We start from the raw sequence: 15,740 nt of genomic DNA, 5'->3' as shown, positions 1-15,740 counted from the left end.
GGACCGATCGACCGGGGAGCAGGATGACTGAGCAACGGCGGGTCGCCGGGGAGGCCACCCGGGCGACCGGGGCGGACGAGGAGGCACGGCCCGCGGTGGACGACTCCGGGGAAAGGCGCTCCGACCACGGATCCGACGGGAGGGGGGCCGGCAGGCCCAAGGTCACGGAGGACACGGTCGAGGCACTCGTACGCTCCCAACTGGCCAAGGCGCTGGGCGGCAAACGCGGCATGGTCGAGACGGCCATACCCACCCTGACCTTCACCCTCTCCTACATCCTCACCTCGGAGCTGCGGCTGTCCATCGGCCTCGGTGCCGCCGCGGCCCTGTTCCTGGGCGCGATCCGACTCCTCCAGCGCTCCTCGGTACAGTACGTGGTCACCAGCCTCTTCGGCATCGGCATCGCCGCGGTCTTCGCCATGCGCAGCGGCAACGCCGCCGACGCCTTCCTGCCGGGCATCATCTACAACGCCGTCTACGCCGTGGTGCTGAGTCTTTCGGTCCTGGTGCGCTGGCCGGCGATCGGGTTGATGATCGGCCCGTTCATCGGCGCCAAGGAGGACTTCACCTCCTGGCGTGCCGATCCGGCCGTGGTCTCCCTGGCCTCGCGCCTGACCTGGCTGCTGGTGCTGCCGTGCGTGATCCGCGTGCTCGTGCAGTATCCGCTGTGGATGGCCGACACCTACGGCTGGGCCGACACCTTCGGTCTGTTGGGCCTGTCCAAGATCGCCATGGGGTGGCCGCTACAGGTCGCGGCGTTCGGCGCCATGGTGTGGCTGCTCGCCCGAGGGCGCACCCCCCTGGCCGACCGGGACACCGGTGGTGCAGAGGGGGAGTAGGACGATCCGTCCAACGGTTCCCGGCGTCCGTGGACACCCGGACGCCGGAGACCGGAGGCACGGCGGAGGGAGGGCGCCTCCCCCTCATGTGCCGAGGGTTCCCTCCTCCTGGGGTGACAGGAGCTCCTCCAGAGCGGTCAGCGCCTCGGGCTCGGCCAGGAACACCACCGTGTTGCCCACCGACAGGGTCTTCCCGGGGTCGGGCGGACGCACACCGCCGGGGCCGACCACCGCCACCAGTGCCGCCCCTGGAGGAAGCGAGTCCGTCAGGTCGCTCTCGGGCCCACCCGCGAACGGGCTCTCCGCGTGCAGCACCGACTCGGCGATCTCCGCACCCGGCAGCGGGGGCAGAACCCCCTCCGGCTCCGTCTCCTCCTCCGGAAGACCCTCGACCAGGTCGGCGATCAGACGGGGTGGGGAGACCGCCAGGTCCACGCCCCAGGAATCGTTGAACAGCCACTCGTTGTCGGGGTCGTTGATGCGGGCGATGACCCGCTCCACCGCGAACTCCGTCTTGGACAGCAGGGACACCACCAGGTTCACCTTGTCGTCACTGCTGGCGGCGATCACCACGTCGAAGTCGCCCAGACGGGCGTCCTCCAGGGTGGCCAGTTCACAGGCGTCGGCCAACAACCATTCCACCTGGGGCAGGTCGTCCACCCCGATGGCCCGGGTGTCCCGGTCGATCAGCAGCACGTCGTGCCCACTGGAGGCCAGTTCCGCCGCGATGGAGCGTCCCACGCTCCCGGCTCCCGCGATGGCGATCCGCATCTCACCCACGTCCCGTCTCGTCATCGTGCAGCCGTTCGGGAAGCTCCGCCAGGTCCCGGCCGTGGGAGACCACGTGCAGGACGTCGCCCTCCTCCAGAAGGTCGTCGGAGCGGGCGAGGACGATCCGGCCCCGGCGGGTGAGGTAGACCACCCGCATGGGCGCCCGGTCCTCGACGTCGCGGACGCGTCGGCCCGCCCACCACAGAGGCAGGGTCAGTTCGTTCATGGCCAGGGTCCCGGAGGCGTCCTGCCACTCCGGGCCCACCGTGAGCCGTCCGTTGCCCGGCACCATGCGCCGCAGGATCGCGTCGGCCGTCCACCGCACCGTCGCCACGGTCGGGATGCCCAGGCGTTGGTAGACCTCGGCGCGGCGGGGGTCGTAGATCCGTGCCACCACGTGCTCGACCCCGAAGGCCTCGCGCGCCACCCGGGCCGAGATGATGTTGGAGTTGTCGCCGTTGCTGACCGCGGCGAAGGCCCCCGCGTGGTCGATCCCGGCCGAGAGCAGGACCGCCCGGTCGTGGCCCACGCCCCGGACCGCGTGCTTGGCCACGGACCCGCGTAGACGGCGGAAGGCCTCGGGATCCTGGTCGATCACCGCCACCGTGTGTCCCAGGTCCACCAGGGTGTGCGCCAGGGTGGAGCCCACCCGGCCGCACCCCATGATCACGATGTGCACCTCGCCCGTACTCCCGTCGAGATAGCCGACCGCCGCGCGTACCGCGCGCGTCCATCTCCAACCTTGGCACACATGTGACCGTCGTGCGCGGTGGATCCGGGCCGTAGGGGGCGGCACCGGCGGTGTCCGGGGGCGGATAGGTTGGGGATGGTTGGTGACTGTGCGCGCAGGGTCACCCGAATCGCGGACCGATCACCTTCTGAGGAACCTGTCTATGACCCGTGTGGGTACTGAATTCGAACTGACCGTTGACGACGTCGCCCATGGGGGTTGGTGTGTGGGCCGCCGAGACGAGCAGGTGGTCTTCGTGCGCCACGCCCTTCCCGGCGAGCGCGTCCGCGTCCGTGTCACCGAGGAGACCTCCCGCTTCCTGCGGGGCGAGGCCGTCGAGGTCCTCACCGCCTCCCCCGACCGGGTCGAGGCCCCCTGCCCCTTCGCCGGTCCCGGCAAGTGCGGTGGTTGTGACTGGCAGCACGCCTCCCTGGAGGCCCAGCGCGCGCTGAAGGCCAAGGTCGTCGCCGACCAGTTGCGCCGCATCGCCGGGATCGACCGCGAGGTCGTGGTGGAGGAGCTGCCGGGGACGCCCGACGGACTGGGCTGGCGCACCCGGGTGCGCTTCGCCGTGGACGCGCAGGGCAGGGCGGGGCTGCGCCGTCACCGCTCCCACGACATCGAACCGGTCGACCGCTGCCTGATCGCCCACCCCGGAGTGACCGAGCTCGGTGTGACCGACGTGACCTGGAAGGGCGTCCGGGACGTGGAGGCGGTGGCCTCGGCCTCCTGCGCCGACCGCGCCGTCGTCGTCACCCCCACGGGGGCCAAACTGGGCGCCCTGCCCGAACTGGGCACCTCCAGCGCGGTTCTGCGCCGATTCAAGGGCGGACGCCTCCAGCAGGTGCGTGGACGCAGGGGAGTGCGTGAGAACGCCGCGGGACGCGAGCACCGCGTCAGCGCGGGCGGGTTCTGGCAGGTGCATCCGGCTGCGGCGGACGTCCTCACCGACGCGGTGATGCGTGCCCTGGAACCCGAGCCCGGTGAGACGGCCCTGGACCTGTACTGCGGCGCCGGCCTGTTCACCGGGGCCCTGGCCGAGGCCGTGGGCCCGGAGGGGCGGGCCATGGGCGTGGAGAGCGGAGCCGACGCCGTGCGCGACGCCCGGTACAACCTCAAGGACATGGAGCAGGTACGCGTCGAACACGGCGACGTGGCCGCCCAGCTGCGGGAGTGGGCGGACGTGCGCGCCGACGTGGTCGTCCTGGACCCGCCCCGGGCCGGCGCGGGCGTCGAGGTGGTGCGCTCGCTGGCCGCGACCCGTCCCCGCAGGGTGGCCTACGTCTCCTGTGATCCCGCCACGCTCGCCCGGGACCTGGCCGAGTTCGAGCGTGCGCGGTACCGGCTGGTCGACTTTCGCGCCTTCGACGCCTTCCCGATGACGCATCACGTGGAGTGCCTGGCGGTACTGGAACCGGTGCACCCGGCCCGTCGTCACCGCGACTGAGAACGGTGCGGGGTCGCCCGGCGGCCCCGCACCGTCCATCCACGAAACGGGCGTGGGACCGGAGCGCGTAGGAGGGTCAACCCCAGGGCGAGGACGGCCAGGCCCGCCCACGACACCGCGGGAAGGCGCTCGCCCACCACGAACACGCCCAACAGCGCGGCCACGGCCGGTTCGGCCAGCGTCAAGGTGGTGGCCACCGACGCGGTGGTGTGCCGCAGCCCGAACCCGAACAGCCGGTAGGCCAGGAAAACGGTGAACACCGCCAGGTGCAGGGTCACCAGGGCACCGCCGACGGTGCCCAACCAGGCCGGTCCGGCGATCAGGACCACCGGGAGCACGGTGAGGCCGCCTCCCGCGAACATCGTGCCCATCACCGCGCTCGAGGGGTGCTCGCGTCGGATCAGTCGTTCGGCGATGAGCGTGTAGACCGAGTAGGACGCCCCCGCCACCAGGGCCAGGAGGACGCCCGTGGGGTGCGCTGCGGCGTCGGCCTCGGTGACGCGCGGGCCCAGCACGAGCAGCGCGCAGCCCGCCACCGCCGACAGAGTGGCCGCCGACCACCGGGCCGTGGGTCGGGTCCGTTCGGTCACCCAGGCCAGCAGGCCGGCGAAGATCGGAGCGCTGCCCAGGGTGATCACCGTGGCGACCGCCACGCCCGCCTGTGCCACGGCGGGATAGAAGGCCAGCGGATAGCCGGCCACGGCCAGAGAACCCAGGACGAGCTTCCACCGTGTGGCTCTGTCACCGCGCCTGAGCAGGGACAGCGCACCCCGTCCGGTCAGGAACAGCAGTAACCCGCCCAGGACCAGGCCGGCCGAGCCGACGGCGGCGGCGGTGGCGCCCGCGGGAGCGAAGGAGGCGGCGGTGCCGGTCGTACCCCACAACACCGCCGAGGCCAGGATCGGCAGGGGTCCGCGGCCCAGCGCCGCCGTGGCGGAGGCCCGGGGCAGGGGTGTGAGGCGCTCTGGCAAGGTCGTGGCCCTTCGTCACGGGGTTGGAGGAGGCAACGGGCACACGGCGGCACTCGACCCGGTGGGGCCGCCTTCGCGGGGGAGCGGTGGACACGTCCGACCGGGAGGGGTCGGGCGTGTCGACGCGGTCCACCATCCTAGGACCGGACGTGCGGGAACGGACCCGTCGGGCACCGGCCCCTTCCGTCCCGGCCGGGACGGAAGGGGCCGTCAGCGGCACGTGTGACGGTGCGTGCCTGGGGATGCCATCGAGAGGTACTCGTGTCCGAGTTCGGGATAGAGCCTCTCCCAGTCCTCGACCGACGCGGGAGGGGAGGAGGTCTTCCGGAGTTCGACGCCCAACAGTCCGGTCACCCCCGGGCACAGGGCCAGGTCGACGCCGTTCAGCGCGGTGCGCGTACCGTAGCGGCGCACCAGCCCGCGCACGTGGACACGGGACGGTCGTGGTGTTCACGCCGTCCTCACCCGCCACAGAAGGGTCATGAGGAAGGCGGCGAGCGCGCCCGCCCACCACATCTGTGTCCGGGGCGCGATCAGCTGTAGTGGCGTGGTGTTCTCGACCACGCCCAAGATGGTCAGGGCGACCAGCCACAGCAGTCCCACCACGGCGCCGGCCAGGCCCAGGTGCATCCAGCGGCTGAGGATCAGGGAACCGGTCACCAGGGTGAGCGCCGGCAGCAGCCACAGGGCCGCCGACCACGGCGTGTGGGTCGAGGGCAGCAGCAGCGACGCCGAGGTGCACAGCACCAGCGCGGGCAGTAGCACCGCGCAGGTGCGCAGGAACAGCAGCCGTGGACCGGCCAACGGCGTGACCGAGGTCAGCGCGTGTGCGGGGTCCACACCGCGCCCGTAGGCCATGGCCACGCCCGCCAGAGGAACGATCGGGGCGCTGAAGACGAACATCAGTGAGCCGCGTGGCAGGTGGTGGGCGGCCAGCAGGGCGGCGGTCAGCACCGCGACCGTGGCCAGCAGCCAGGCCCGGTACAGCCCCGGGGTGGTGGCCAGCAGTTTGGCGGTGTCCTCGCGCACACCCAGTGAGGACAGCAACGTCTCGACGGCTCCGCGCCTGGGACGGTCCACCACGTCGCGCAGGTCCGCCCAGCTCCTGGCCAGCCAGGCCTCGTCGCTGGGCAGCAGGGCACGACAGGGTGCGCAGCCGGTGATGTGGGCCTCCACGGACATGGCGGTGACGTCGTCGGAGCGGTGGGCGGCGTATTCGTGTGCCTGGGCGGGGGTCAGGTGCCAGTTCATGTCAGTGCCTCCCGTAGGCGCGCCTTGGCGCGCATGACCCGTGTCTTGACGGTCCCTTCGGGGATCTGGAGTATCTGCGCGGCCTCCCGGACGGTGAGTCCGTCGAGCACCGTGGCCTGAATGGCCGAGCGCAGCTCTGGTGAGAGGGAGTGCAGGGCGGTGCCCAGCGGTCCGTGCTCGATGTTGAGCAGCACGGTGTCCTCCGCGGAGGCGTCGCCGATGATCTCGTAGTCGGTGTCACCGTCGGCTATCCACTGGTTGGTGCGTTTGCGCAGTTGGGAGATGAGTTGACGGATCGCGATGGTCCACAACCAGGCCCCGGCGTCGGCGTCGCCGGGGCGGGGGGTGAAGGAGCCCGCGTTGCGCCACACCGCCAGGAAGGTCTCCTGGAGGGCGGCGTCGACCTGGTCGGTGTCGGAGCAGCGGTAGCGCAGTCGCATCCGCAACCATGGCGCGTGCCTGTGGTGCAGGATCTCCAGCGCTCGGGTCTGACCCGCGGCGACGGCGGCCAGCAGCACGGCGTCGGTGCTGTCGGGCCCGTGGTCGGGTGCGCGGCGGCGCGCGCGACGGAACAGCTTCACGTGGGGCCTATCGCGACGGGGGCACGGTTCGGTTCTACGGAGGCGGGCGGGGCCGGGGCCCGCCTTTTCCACGATGACCGCGCGGCGAGTTCGGTTCGCCTCGTGTGGTGGAAGAAAATGGGGTGTATGCGTCTAAGGATCTTCCTTGAGCCCCAACAGGGGGCCACCTACGAGGACCAGCTCGCCGTCGCCAGGGCCGCCGAGGACCTGGGCTTCGACGCTCTGTTCCGTTCCGATCACTTCCTGTACATGGGGGATCGTGGCGGAGGCCTTCCGGGGCCCACCGATGCCTGGGTCACCCTCGCCGGACTGGCGCGGGACACCTCCCGTATCCGCCTGGGCACACTGATGACCGCGGCGACCTTCCGCTACCCCGGCCCTCTCGCCGTCTCCGTCGCCCAGGTCGACCACATGAGCGGCGGGAGGGTGGAGTTCGGCTTCGGCGCGGGCTGGTTCGAGGAGGAGCACACCGCCTACGGAATTCCCTTTCCGGCCACGGCCCGTGAGCGTTTCGACCGCTACGAGGAGCAGTTGGACATCATCACCGGACTGTGGCGGACCCCGGTGGGAGAGACCTTCCGGTACGAGGGCAAGCACTACCGACTGTCGGAGGGGCCCGCTCTGCCCAAGCCGAAGCAGGAACCCCGTCCACCGGTGCTGATCGGTGGGACCGGACCCAAGCGGACTCCGCGACTGGCCGCGAAGTACGCCGACGAGTACAACGTGCCCTTCACCTCGGTGGAGGACACCGCCGCGGCCTTCGAACGCACTCGGGCCGCCGTGCGGGCCGCCGGGCGTACCACGCCGATGGTCTACTCGGCCGCCCAGGTGCTGTGTGCGGGCAAGGACGAGGCGGAGGTGGCCCGGCGCGCGGGGAGGATCGGTCGTCAGGTCCCCGAGCTACGGGAGAACGGCCTGGCCGGTACCCCGAACGAACTGGTGGACAAGATCGGCCGGTTCGCCGAGGCGGGGGCTGAACGTATGTACCTACAGATGCTGGACATGTCCGATCTGGACCACTTGGAGTTGGTCGCGTCCCAGGTCGTTCCGCAGTTGGGCTGAGAGCGCGCCGCCGGGGGTGCTGGGGCCGGAGGCCGGCGATTGAGGGTTGGTGGAGGGTGACGGGTGGGGGTGCTGGGGCCGGAGGCCGGCGATTGAGGGTTGGTGGAGGGTGACGGGTGGGCATGGGGTGGGAGAGGACCCGAGGCGTCCCGCCCCCCCCAGAACGCTCCGACACGGTGTTCGCCGTGTGACGCCCGGAGGAGGAAGGCCTACGGGCGAGACCGGCGGGCACTTCCGGGGGGCGGGTGCACGCGTGCGGTACCCGTCCGATAACTTGATATCGAGATACAAGTTAGATAGCTTGACATCAAGATAAAAGTGGGGCTTCCCCGGCCCGCGCCGGTCCGGGTGTGTGAAGTCGATCGCTTGGCGGCGCCCGGACTCCGATGGCGTGGATGCCCGCGTCCCGTGGGTCGGCCGGCCGATGGCGAGTGGTGTCGCCTCAGGTCAGAGCGGGTCCGGTGATGGTCGACGAACCCCGGCCAGGGCACCCGCGGCCCTCTGCCCGGTACCCGGTCAGGGCGGCCTCAGTAGGTTCCGCACCTGCCTCATGAGGCAGGATGCTGGGAACAAAGTGGCGAGATCAGGAGGCAGACACCGTGTCCGCGAACAGCTTCGGCGCCCGTGACACGTTGCGCGTTGGCGACGAGTCGTACGAGATCTTCCGCGTGGATGCCGTTGAGGGCTCCAAGCGGCTTCCCTACAGCCTGAAGGTGCTGCTGGAGAACCTCCTGCGCACCGAGGACGGTGCGAACGTCACCGCCGACCACATCCGTGCTCTGGGCGACTGGGACGCCAAGGCCCAGCCCAGCCAGGAGATCCAGTTCACCCCCGCGCGGGTGATCATGCAGGACTTCACCGGCGTGCCCTGTGTCGTCGACCTCGCCACCATGCGCGAGGCCGTGCGCGACATGGGGGGCGACCCCGACAAGATCAACCCGCTCGCTCCCGCCGAGCTGGTGATCGACCACTCCGTCGTGGTCGACCTCTTCGGTCGTCCCGACGCCTTCGAGCGCAACGTCGAGATCGAGTACGAGCGCAACTACGAGCGCTACAAGTTCCTGCGCTGGGGCCAGACCGCCTTCGACGAGTTCAAGGTCGTCCCGCCCGGTACCGGCATCGTCCACCAGGCCAACATCGAGCACCTGGCGCGCGTCACCATGAGCCGGGACGGCCAGGCCTACCCCGACACCTGTGTGGGCACCGACTCCCACACCACCATGCAGAACGGCCTGGGCATCCTGGGCTGGGGCGTGGGCGGCATCGAGGCCGAGGCCGCCATGCTCGGCCAGCCGATCTCCATGCTCATTCCGAGCGTGGTCGGCTTCAAGCTGACCGGTGAGCTCCCGCCCGGCACCACCGCCACCGACCTGGTGCTCACCATCACCGAGAAGCTGCGTGACCACGGTGTCGTCGGCAAGTTCGTCGAGTTCTACGGCGAGGGCGTGGCCTCCGTGCCGCTGGCCAACCGCGCCACCATCGGCAACATGAGCCCGGAGTTCGGCTCCACCGCCGCGATCTTCCCGATCGACGACGAGACCATCCGGTACATGAGGTTGACCGGCCGTTCCGAGAAGCAGGTGGCCCTGACCGAGGCCTACGCCAAGGCCAACGGCTTCTGGCACGACCCGGCCGAGGAGCCCGAGTTCTCCGAGTACATCGAGCTCGACCTGGCCACCGTGGTCCCCTCCATTGCCGGCCCCAAGCGCCCGCAGGACCGTATCGAGCTCTCCCGCGCCCGGAGGATCTGGCGCCACGACGTGCGCGACTACGTCGAGGACGTCGTCGACGAGGCGGCCGAGGAGTCCTTCCCCGCCTCCGACTCTCCCACCTACAGCGCCAACGGCGACCGTCCGCACAGGCCGGTCAAGGTCACCCTGGCCGACGGCACCGAGACCGAGGTCGACCACGGCTCCGTGGTGATCGCCGCGATCACCTCCTGCACCAACACCTCCAACCCCTCGGTCATGCTGGGCGCCGCCCTGCTGGCCAAGAAGGCGGTGGAGAAGGGTCTGAGCCGCAAGCCGTGGGTCAAGACCTCGCTGGCTCCGGGCTCCAAGGTCGTCACCGACTACTTCGAGCGCTCCGGCCTGACCCCGTACCTGGACAAGCTGGGCTTCAACCTGGTCGGTTACGGATGCACGACCTGCATCGGCAACTCCGGTCCGCTGCCGGCGGAGATCTCCAAGGCGGTGAACGAGAACGACCTGGCTGTCACCTCGGTCCTCTCCGGCAACCGCAACTTCGAGGGCCGGATCAACCCGGACGTGAAGATGAACTACCTGGCCTCGCCGCCGCTGGTGGTCGCCTACGCGCTGGCGGGGTCCATGGACATGGACCTCACCACCGAGCCCCTGGGCGTGGGTACCGACGGTAAGCCCGTCTTCCTGTCCGACATCTGGCCGAGCGCCGAGGAGATCCAGGAGGTCATGGACACCGCGATCGCCTCGGACATGTACAAGGCCGCCTACTCCGACGTGTTCGCCGGTGACGAGCGCTGGCGCTCCCTGCCCACGCCCACGGGCAACACCTTCGAGTGGGAGGAGGACTCCACCTACGTCCGTAAGCCTCCCTACTTCGAGGGCATGGGCACCACGCCGGAGCCGGTCACCGACATCACCGGTGCCCGCGTGCTGGCCAAGCTGGGCGACTCGGTCACCACCGACCACATCTCCCCGGCCGGTGCCATCAAGCCGGGCACCCCGGCCGCCGAGTACCTCAAGGCCAACGGCGTGGAGCGTCGTGACTTCAACTCCTACGGTTCCCGCCGGGGCAACCACGAGGTGATGATCCGCGGTACGTTCGCCAACATCCGCCTGCGCAACCAGATCGCGCCGGGTACCGAGGGCGGTTACACCCGTGACTTCACCCGGCCCGACGCCCCGGTGACGTTCATCTACGACGCCGCGCAGAACTACGCCGCCCAGGACGTCCCGCTGGTCATCCTGGGGGGCAAGGAGTACGGTTCGGGCTCCTCGCGCGACTGGGCGGCCAAGGGCACCCGTCTTCTGGGGGTGCGCGCGGTCATCACCGAGTCCTACGAGCGCATCCACCGCTCCAACCTGATCGGTATGGGCGTGCTTCCTCTCCAGTTCCCCGAGGGACAGTCCGCCGACTCCCTCGGTCTGACCGGTGAGGAGACCTTCTCCATCACCGGCGTGACCGAGTTGAACGAGGGCCGTGTGCCGGCCACGGTGAAGGTCACCACCGACACCGGTGTGGAGTTCGACGCCGTGGTGCGCATCGACACCCCGGGCGAGGCCGACTACTACCGCAACGGCGGCATCCTCCAGTACGTGCTGCGCCAGTTGATCGCCGAGTAGTCCGCTCCCGTGGACCCCTGGTGGGGTCGTGGGACGACGAGGGTCCGGCCCCCGCACCGTTCACCGGTGCGGGGGCCGGACCGTTTCCGAAGAGGGCCTCAGCGATGGCTGCCGCTGCTGACGTGGTAGGAGTAGGCGCCGTGAGGTCCGGCGTGGGACGAGGACTCGTAGTACCAGGCGTGGCCGTCTCCGGCGTAGGCCTTGACCGTGTGGCTGTAGGCCCCGTGGTGGCCGGCCCCCGAGGAGTGGGACGAGTAGTAGGCGTCCGCCGAGGCCAGGGCCGGGGTCGCGACCGCCAGAGCCGGTGCGGCGATGACGGTGAACGCGATGCGACGCAGAGTCTTCTTCTGCATGGCTGCGGGTTCCTTTCGCGGTTTCTGTTCGGAGAGCGGCCCTGCGGGTCGGTCCTCCTTCGGCACCCTGTGAGAGAAAAAGGTGTGTGGGACTGTCGTGTGTCGTCCTCGTTCTCCACACTGCGGCCGGAGCGGCCCAAGAAGGAACACTGGGCGTATGCGCAAACCCCAAAATCGGGGGTGGGGCGTGGAGGACGCCTCCCGGCCCGGACGATCTGGGGAGGGACACCGGCGGATCCGCGTGGTACCACGGTCTGTCGCGCGCGCGGCGGCTCGGAGGGGTGAGCGCGGGCGCCGCGAGAGAGGCCTTATTCCGCCATCGGGGGCAAATGCCTTATAACTCCACCCCAATAGCCTTTCCGCCACCTCCGTGAGGAGGGGCGGAGCCGGCGAAGGGGCCCTCGGCGCCGCTGGGCGGCACCGAGGGCCCCGTTCTTCGACCTGCGTGGGTCAGTCGGAGCCGCTGGTGGTGGAGGAGGAGTGAGCACCGTCCTCGTTGGCCTTCGAGTGAGACTCGTGGAACCAGGTCTCGCCGTCCCCGGACTTGGCCTTGAGCAGGTGGCTGTACGCCCCGTCGGGGCCGGCCTTGTTGGTCTCGGACACGTAGTAGGCGTCCGCGGAGGCCATGGTGGAGGCCCCCAGCGCCAGGGCGGGCGCGATGACGGCGGTGAAAGCGACTCGGCGCAGGGTCTTCTTCTGCATAGCAGTGGATTCCCTTCGTGGCTTGTTTCGGGGAGTGGCCGTGCGGGTGTGGTCCTCCCTCGACGCGGTTCACATCTGAGGAGGGACGCTTCCGCTTTGTCCCCGATGTCTAGAGTGCGCCAGCAGTGACCAAGAAAGAACACCTTCGACCTGCGTGAACTCCCAAATTCACCGGAGGCCCGGCAGAGGGGGAGCGGGTTACCGGGCGAGCGGGGAGGGTAGTGGTCGCCGGCCCGCGCGGAAGCACGGTGTGTCGTCTCTCCTGTCGGAGCCCCAGAACGTCCAGAAGAGTCCTCAAAGGGGTCCTACATGCTCATTTGTGGTAAATACCCGATATCCTCGCCGTATGTCCGGCCCCATCAGCCCCCTCCTCCGGCTTCCCTCGGCGGCCGTCCTCCTGCTCTCGACGGCGTTCCTCCTCCTGGTCTGCGCCGCTCCGGCCTCGGCGCGGCCGGCCCCCGTGGTCCTTGAGGACCGTGTGACCCCCGCCGAGCACTACGCCGCCCTGCTCGCGGAGGAGCCCGAGGGCACCGCGGTGGTCGTCGACGACGCCCTGGCGGGCGAGTACGAGCTGGAGGAGCTGGAGACCGCCCTCCACGACTCCTTCGGGAGACTGGGCGTCCCCTACCACGTGGTGGCGATCCCTCGCCCCGGCGGCGGGGGCGAGTGGAGCGGGGAGATCCTGCCCGCCTTGATCGACCGCGCTGACGCCGACGGTCTCTACGCGCTCCTTCAGCCGGGGAGCTCCCCCCGGGTCCGGGCCGAGGGCGTGGAGCTGCCCGTGGAGGCGGCCGTCGACGTGGTCGACTACAGCCCCGAACTCGCCTACGACGCTCCCGTCGACGAGGTCGCCACGGTCCTCGCCGACGCCTTGGCCGATCCGGACGTGGACACCCGTGCCGACCTCCTACGCCAGGACCACCGCTCCCGCTACGGGATCGGTCCGGGAACCGTCGGGTGGGGGAGGCTCCTGGACGGTGTCGATCCCACCAGCTACACCGGTCCGGGAAGGCTCGGTGCCCTCGTCGGCGGCGCGGGCGGCGCCCTGTTCGTCCTGTCCCTGGTCGGCGCCGTGCGTCTGACCCGCCGAGGCCCGGGGATCCTCGCGGGGGGCGCCCTCGTCGTGGTGGTCGGCCTGGCACTGCCCGCCGCCGGAGTGTTCGGTGCCCTGGCCTACCTCGACAGCGTGCCGCCGGTGAGCAAGGAGCTCCCCAGCCGGGTCGACGAGCACAAGGCGCGGCCACCCCATGTCACCTCCACCGTGCGGGTCGAACGCGTCCTGGAGGGGATGGGGGAGGGAAGCGTGTACGTGGATCCCCTCAGTTCCCTGTCCCGAGAGGGACTGGCCTCGGCGGCAGAGCGGGCGGAGGAGGCGTCGGTACCCCTTCGCGTGGCGATGATCCCCATGGTCTCCAGCGACGAGAGCGGTGGCGATCCCCACCTGTTCCTGCACGCCATGCACCACGTGGCGGGGGAGGAGGGGGTCTACGCCGTGTTCACCGCCCGCCATGATGGCACCGTCCGCGTGAGCGCGTTGGCCTTCGGCCTCGGCGTCCGCGAGTACCACCTGACCGGTGGCCTGTACGAGCGGGAGCCGCCGAACACACCGGTGGAGGCGTTGGAGACGTTGCTGGACGTCGTCGAGTCCGCTCCCCGTGACCAGAGCGCCCGGGACCCCGATCCACCGACCGCCTCCACCGCCGGCTGGAAGCCGCGTGAGGAACGTTTCCGAGAGGACCTCCTGCCCAGCGCGCTGATCTTCGGACCACTGGTCGGTGCGGCCCTGGCCTGGATCGTGCTGAAGCTCCCCGTGCCGATGGGCGCGATGCGCCGGGTACGCGAGGCCGGTGTCTCCTCGGGCTCCCTGCGCCGTATGGCCGAGACCGAACGTGCCCGTCTGGCCTCTCTGGTCGCCCGCGGACCCCAGGCGGTACCGCACGGGTTCATGCCCCAGATCGAGGCCGCGCTGATGGTGATGGAAGCCGACCCCGACGACCTGGACAGGCTGGGCGTGGTGGTCGTCTCCCGCAGGGCGCACGCCGCGTTGGAGGACCCCGCCAGCGCGGACGGTCCCCCGTGTACGGTCAACCCGCTACACGGACCCGCCACCACACGCCGGCGGTCCGAGGTGACCAAGGGCATGGCCTCCCTGTGCCGGGAGTGCGCCGACCTGCCCGACGCACGACGGGTGGAACGCGTGCTGCGTGTACGCGGCCCGGGCGGAGTACGTCGGAGCCACCTGTCACTGGAGGAGCGGGCGTGGGTCCGGCACCGCTTCGGCGCGCTCCACCCCGCACGCATGGTCGACAGGCTCCTGGAGGAGATCCATGTCCGCTGAGACCCCTCTCCCGTGGCGCACGGTCCGTGTCTTGATCGCCACGGTGCTCGCCGCCGTGTTCCTGTGGCCCGGTTCGGGGGCACGGGCCGAGACCACCGAACGGGAGAGCCCGATCCAGGGCGTCCTCGACTCGTTGGAGTCCTCGCACGTGCACGTCGACCCCGCCTACGAGAGCGCCTTTCCCCCGGCGGCCCAGGAGCGCCTGTCCCAGGCCATCGAGTCCTCGGGGTTGGATCTGTACCTCGTCGCGGTGCCCCTGGTCGACGGTGACGCATGGGACGGCGAGGCCACGGCCCTGGTGTCGGTCCTGCATGACCGCAGGGGCGGTGAGAGGGGACATTACCTGGTCCACGACGGCCGTGGCCGATACCACGGCGCGGACTTCGGTCCGGGGAGCGGTGGCGGAGGTCCCGCCCACTACGGGGCGCTGACCGCCTCCTACGTCACGGAGTTCGAGGGCTCCCTGCTGGAGCAGGCCGAGGCGGCGGTGGAGACCGCGCTCTCCGACGACCCCGCGGGGGCCTACGAGGAGGCCGTGCGGGTCTATGAGGAGGCCAATCCCCACAGGAGCGTCTTCTGGAGGGGCGGCAACGGCACGCTGGTGGCGGTGGGCGGGGTGGTCGCCGTCCTGCTCGCACTCGTGCTCGGCCTGCTCGTACGCGGCAGGCTCACCGCACGCCGGGGTCGGACACGGGCGGCGTCGATCACCCAACACGCCGCCTTCGACAACGCCGACCGCGCCCGGCTGACCTCTCTCGTGGAGCGGGGCGGACGCGACCTGATCGAGGTGGGCGAACGTCTGAGCGCCCTGGGCTCGGACGGGAGCCTGGGACCGAAGGCCACCGAGAGTCTCCAGCGGGCCCTGGACGCCCGCTCCGCCGCGGCCCGGGTCCACGACCGTATGGTCGCCGAGGGCCCTACCCTCCCCGACGCCGTAGGCGTCCTGGTCCTGTTGGACATGGCGGAGGAGGAGATGGAGGCCGCCGCAAGGGGCTCGAAGCCGATCCGACGCGGACACTGCTACGCCAACCCTCTGCACGGCACCGGGACCAAGGTCACCGCCTGGCGCGAATTCGGCGGTGTCCGTACCATACGTGTGCCCCTGTGCGTCGAGTGCGCCCGGGCCGTACGCGAACGAACGCGCCCCGCCGTCCTGCCCGCCGAGTACGGGGGAGAGACCCTGCCCTACTACGAGGTGCCCGCCCGCCACAGCGTGTGGGCCGCCACCGGCTACGGCACGCTCACCGACGACCTCGTCCAGCGGATCCAACGCGGCGACCATCGGCGCTGACGGTTCGGGACAGCCGTAACGGAGGGGTATCGGATACACACACGGGAGAACGTCGGCACCCGTGGTGACCATCTGTTCCTG

Annotated in this window: 13 protein-coding genes and 1 pseudogene; 6 read left to right on the top strand and 8 right to left on the bottom strand. The window is 70.5% G+C overall.

The features are described 5' to 3' along the window. Nucleotides 1–23 precede the first annotated feature (23 nt). Nucleotides 24–839: a DUF3159 domain-containing protein gene (locus tag PFX91_RS10495; protein WP_285731256.1), complete on the top strand. Its 816-nt coding sequence runs from the start codon at nucleotides 24–26 to the stop codon at nucleotides 837–839. Between the two features lie 84 nt (nucleotides 840–923). Here the strand turns inward: PFX91_RS10495 and PFX91_RS10490 are convergent, their stop codons facing one another. Next, nucleotides 924–1,619, bottom strand: coding sequence for a potassium channel family protein (locus PFX91_RS10490; RefSeq protein ID WP_285731360.1), 696 nt, complete (start codon nucleotides 1,617–1,619; stop codon nucleotides 924–926). Further along, entirely contained in the window at nucleotides 1,612–2,289 is a 678-nt protein-coding gene (locus PFX91_RS10485; RefSeq protein WP_285731255.1) for a potassium channel family protein, read from the bottom strand. The genes PFX91_RS10490 and PFX91_RS10485 overlap by 8 nt, the downstream gene beginning before the upstream one ends. A 214-nt stretch (nucleotides 2,290–2,503) precedes the next feature. On the opposite strand from PFX91_RS10485, the gene PFX91_RS10480 reads away from it, so the two are divergent. Next, the gene (locus PFX91_RS10480) at nucleotides 2,504–3,787 is read left to right on the top strand and encodes a class I SAM-dependent RNA methyltransferase (protein WP_285731254.1); all 1,284 of its coding nucleotides are present in this window, start codon (nucleotides 2,504–2,506) and stop codon (nucleotides 3,785–3,787) included. Here the strand turns inward: PFX91_RS10480 and PFX91_RS10475 are convergent. The 4 genes and pseudogenes from PFX91_RS10475 to PFX91_RS10460 all read right to left on the bottom strand — a co-directional run bounded on the left by PFX91_RS10475 (nucleotide 3,775) and on the right by PFX91_RS10460 (nucleotide 6,590). Further along, nucleotides 3,775–4,758 carry an EamA family transporter gene (locus PFX91_RS10475; protein ID WP_285731253.1) on the bottom strand — a complete coding sequence of 328 codons (984 nt, stop codon included), beginning with the start codon at nucleotides 4,756–4,758 and terminating at the stop codon, nucleotides 3,775–3,777. The genes PFX91_RS10480 and PFX91_RS10475 overlap by 13 nt on opposite strands. A gap of 336 nt (nucleotides 4,759–5,094) precedes the next feature. After that, a pseudogene (locus tag PFX91_RS23260) lies at nucleotides 5,095–5,184 on the bottom strand (ABC transporter ATP-binding protein); the annotation flags it as partial. Nucleotides 5,185–5,208: 24 nt separating this feature from the next. Next, nucleotides 5,209–6,009 carry a zf-HC2 domain-containing protein gene (locus tag PFX91_RS10465; protein ID WP_285731252.1) on the bottom strand — a complete coding sequence of 267 codons (801 nt, stop codon included), beginning with the start codon at nucleotides 6,007–6,009 and terminating at the stop codon, nucleotides 5,209–5,211. After that, nucleotides 6,006–6,590 (bottom strand): RNA polymerase sigma factor, encoded by a 585-nt coding sequence (locus PFX91_RS10460; RefSeq protein ID WP_285731251.1) that lies wholly within the window; start codon nucleotides 6,588–6,590, stop codon nucleotides 6,006–6,008. Before PFX91_RS10460 ends, PFX91_RS10465 begins: the two co-directional genes overlap by 4 nt. Nucleotides 6,591–6,716: 126 nt before the next feature. Here PFX91_RS10460 and PFX91_RS10455 point away from each other — a divergent pair, with 126 nt between their 5' ends. Together PFX91_RS10455 and acnA are read left to right on the top strand one after the other, a co-directional pair. After that, on the top strand, nucleotides 6,717–7,652 hold the full coding sequence (locus PFX91_RS10455) for an LLM class F420-dependent oxidoreductase (protein ID WP_285731250.1): 936 nt from the start codon (nucleotides 6,717–6,719) through the stop codon (nucleotides 7,650–7,652). Nucleotides 7,653–8,251: 599 nt separating this feature from the next. Continuing rightward, complete coding sequence (acnA, locus tag PFX91_RS10450) at nucleotides 8,252–10,975, top strand: aconitate hydratase AcnA (protein ID WP_285731249.1); 2,724 nt, start codon at nucleotides 8,252–8,254, stop codon at nucleotides 10,973–10,975. 98 nt (nucleotides 10,976–11,073) lie between these two features. Here the strand turns inward: acnA and PFX91_RS10445 are convergent, their stop codons facing one another. Beyond that, complete coding sequence (locus PFX91_RS10445) at nucleotides 11,074–11,328, bottom strand: hypothetical protein (protein WP_285731247.1); 255 nt, start codon at nucleotides 11,326–11,328, stop codon at nucleotides 11,074–11,076. A gap of 450 nt (nucleotides 11,329–11,778) precedes the next feature. Beyond that, nucleotides 11,779–12,030 (bottom strand): hypothetical protein, encoded by a 252-nt coding sequence (locus tag PFX91_RS10440; RefSeq protein ID WP_285731246.1) that lies wholly within the window; start codon nucleotides 12,028–12,030, stop codon nucleotides 11,779–11,781. 346 nt (nucleotides 12,031–12,376) lie between these two features. On the opposite strand from PFX91_RS10440, the gene PFX91_RS10435 reads away from it, so the two are divergent. After that, entirely contained in the window at nucleotides 12,377–14,368 is a 1,992-nt protein-coding gene (locus tag PFX91_RS10435; protein ID WP_285731245.1) for a hypothetical protein, read from the top strand. Continuing rightward, a complete protein-coding gene (locus tag PFX91_RS10430; RefSeq protein ID WP_285731243.1) occupies nucleotides 14,358–15,659 on the top strand; it encodes a hypothetical protein in 1,302 nt (433 codons plus the stop codon). Before PFX91_RS10435 ends, PFX91_RS10430 begins: the two co-directional genes overlap by 11 nt. Nucleotides 15,660–15,740: the final 81 nt, after the last annotated feature.

The organism is Nocardiopsis sp. ATB16-24, from assembly GCF_030271535.1.
Taxonomy (GTDB): domain Bacteria; phylum Actinomycetota; class Actinomycetes; order Streptosporangiales; family Streptosporangiaceae; genus Nocardiopsis.
Note: the sequence above shows the minus strand (reverse complement) of the source record. Positions and strands in the feature narration are given on the sequence as shown.

Bases quoted from the DNA above. Each gene is read 5' to 3' on its own strand.
- PFX91_RS10495 (WP_285731256.1), top strand. From the start codon at position 24: ATGACTGAGCAACGGCGGGTCGCCGGGGAGGCCACCCGGGCGACCGGG.
- PFX91_RS10480 (WP_285731254.1), top strand. From the start codon at position 2,504: ATGACCCGTGTGGGTACTGAATTCGAACTGACCGTTGACGACGTCGCC.
- PFX91_RS10465 (WP_285731252.1), bottom strand. From the start codon at position 6,009: ATGAACTGGCACCTGACCCCCGCCCAGGCACACGAATACGCCGCCCAC.
- PFX91_RS10455 (WP_285731250.1), top strand. From the start codon at position 6,717: ATGCGTCTAAGGATCTTCCTTGAGCCCCAACAGGGGGCCACCTACGAG.
- PFX91_RS10445 (WP_285731247.1), bottom strand. From the start codon at position 11,328: ATGCAGAAGAAGACTCTGCGTCGCATCGCGTTCACCGTCATCGCCGCA.
- PFX91_RS10440 (WP_285731246.1), bottom strand. From the start codon at position 12,030: ATGCAGAAGAAGACCCTGCGCCGAGTCGCTTTCACCGCCGTCATCGCG.
- PFX91_RS10435 (WP_285731245.1), top strand. From the start codon at position 12,377: ATGTCCGGCCCCATCAGCCCCCTCCTCCGGCTTCCCTCGGCGGCCGTC.
- PFX91_RS10430 (WP_285731243.1), top strand. From the start codon at position 14,358: ATGTCCGCTGAGACCCCTCTCCCGTGGCGCACGGTCCGTGTCTTGATC.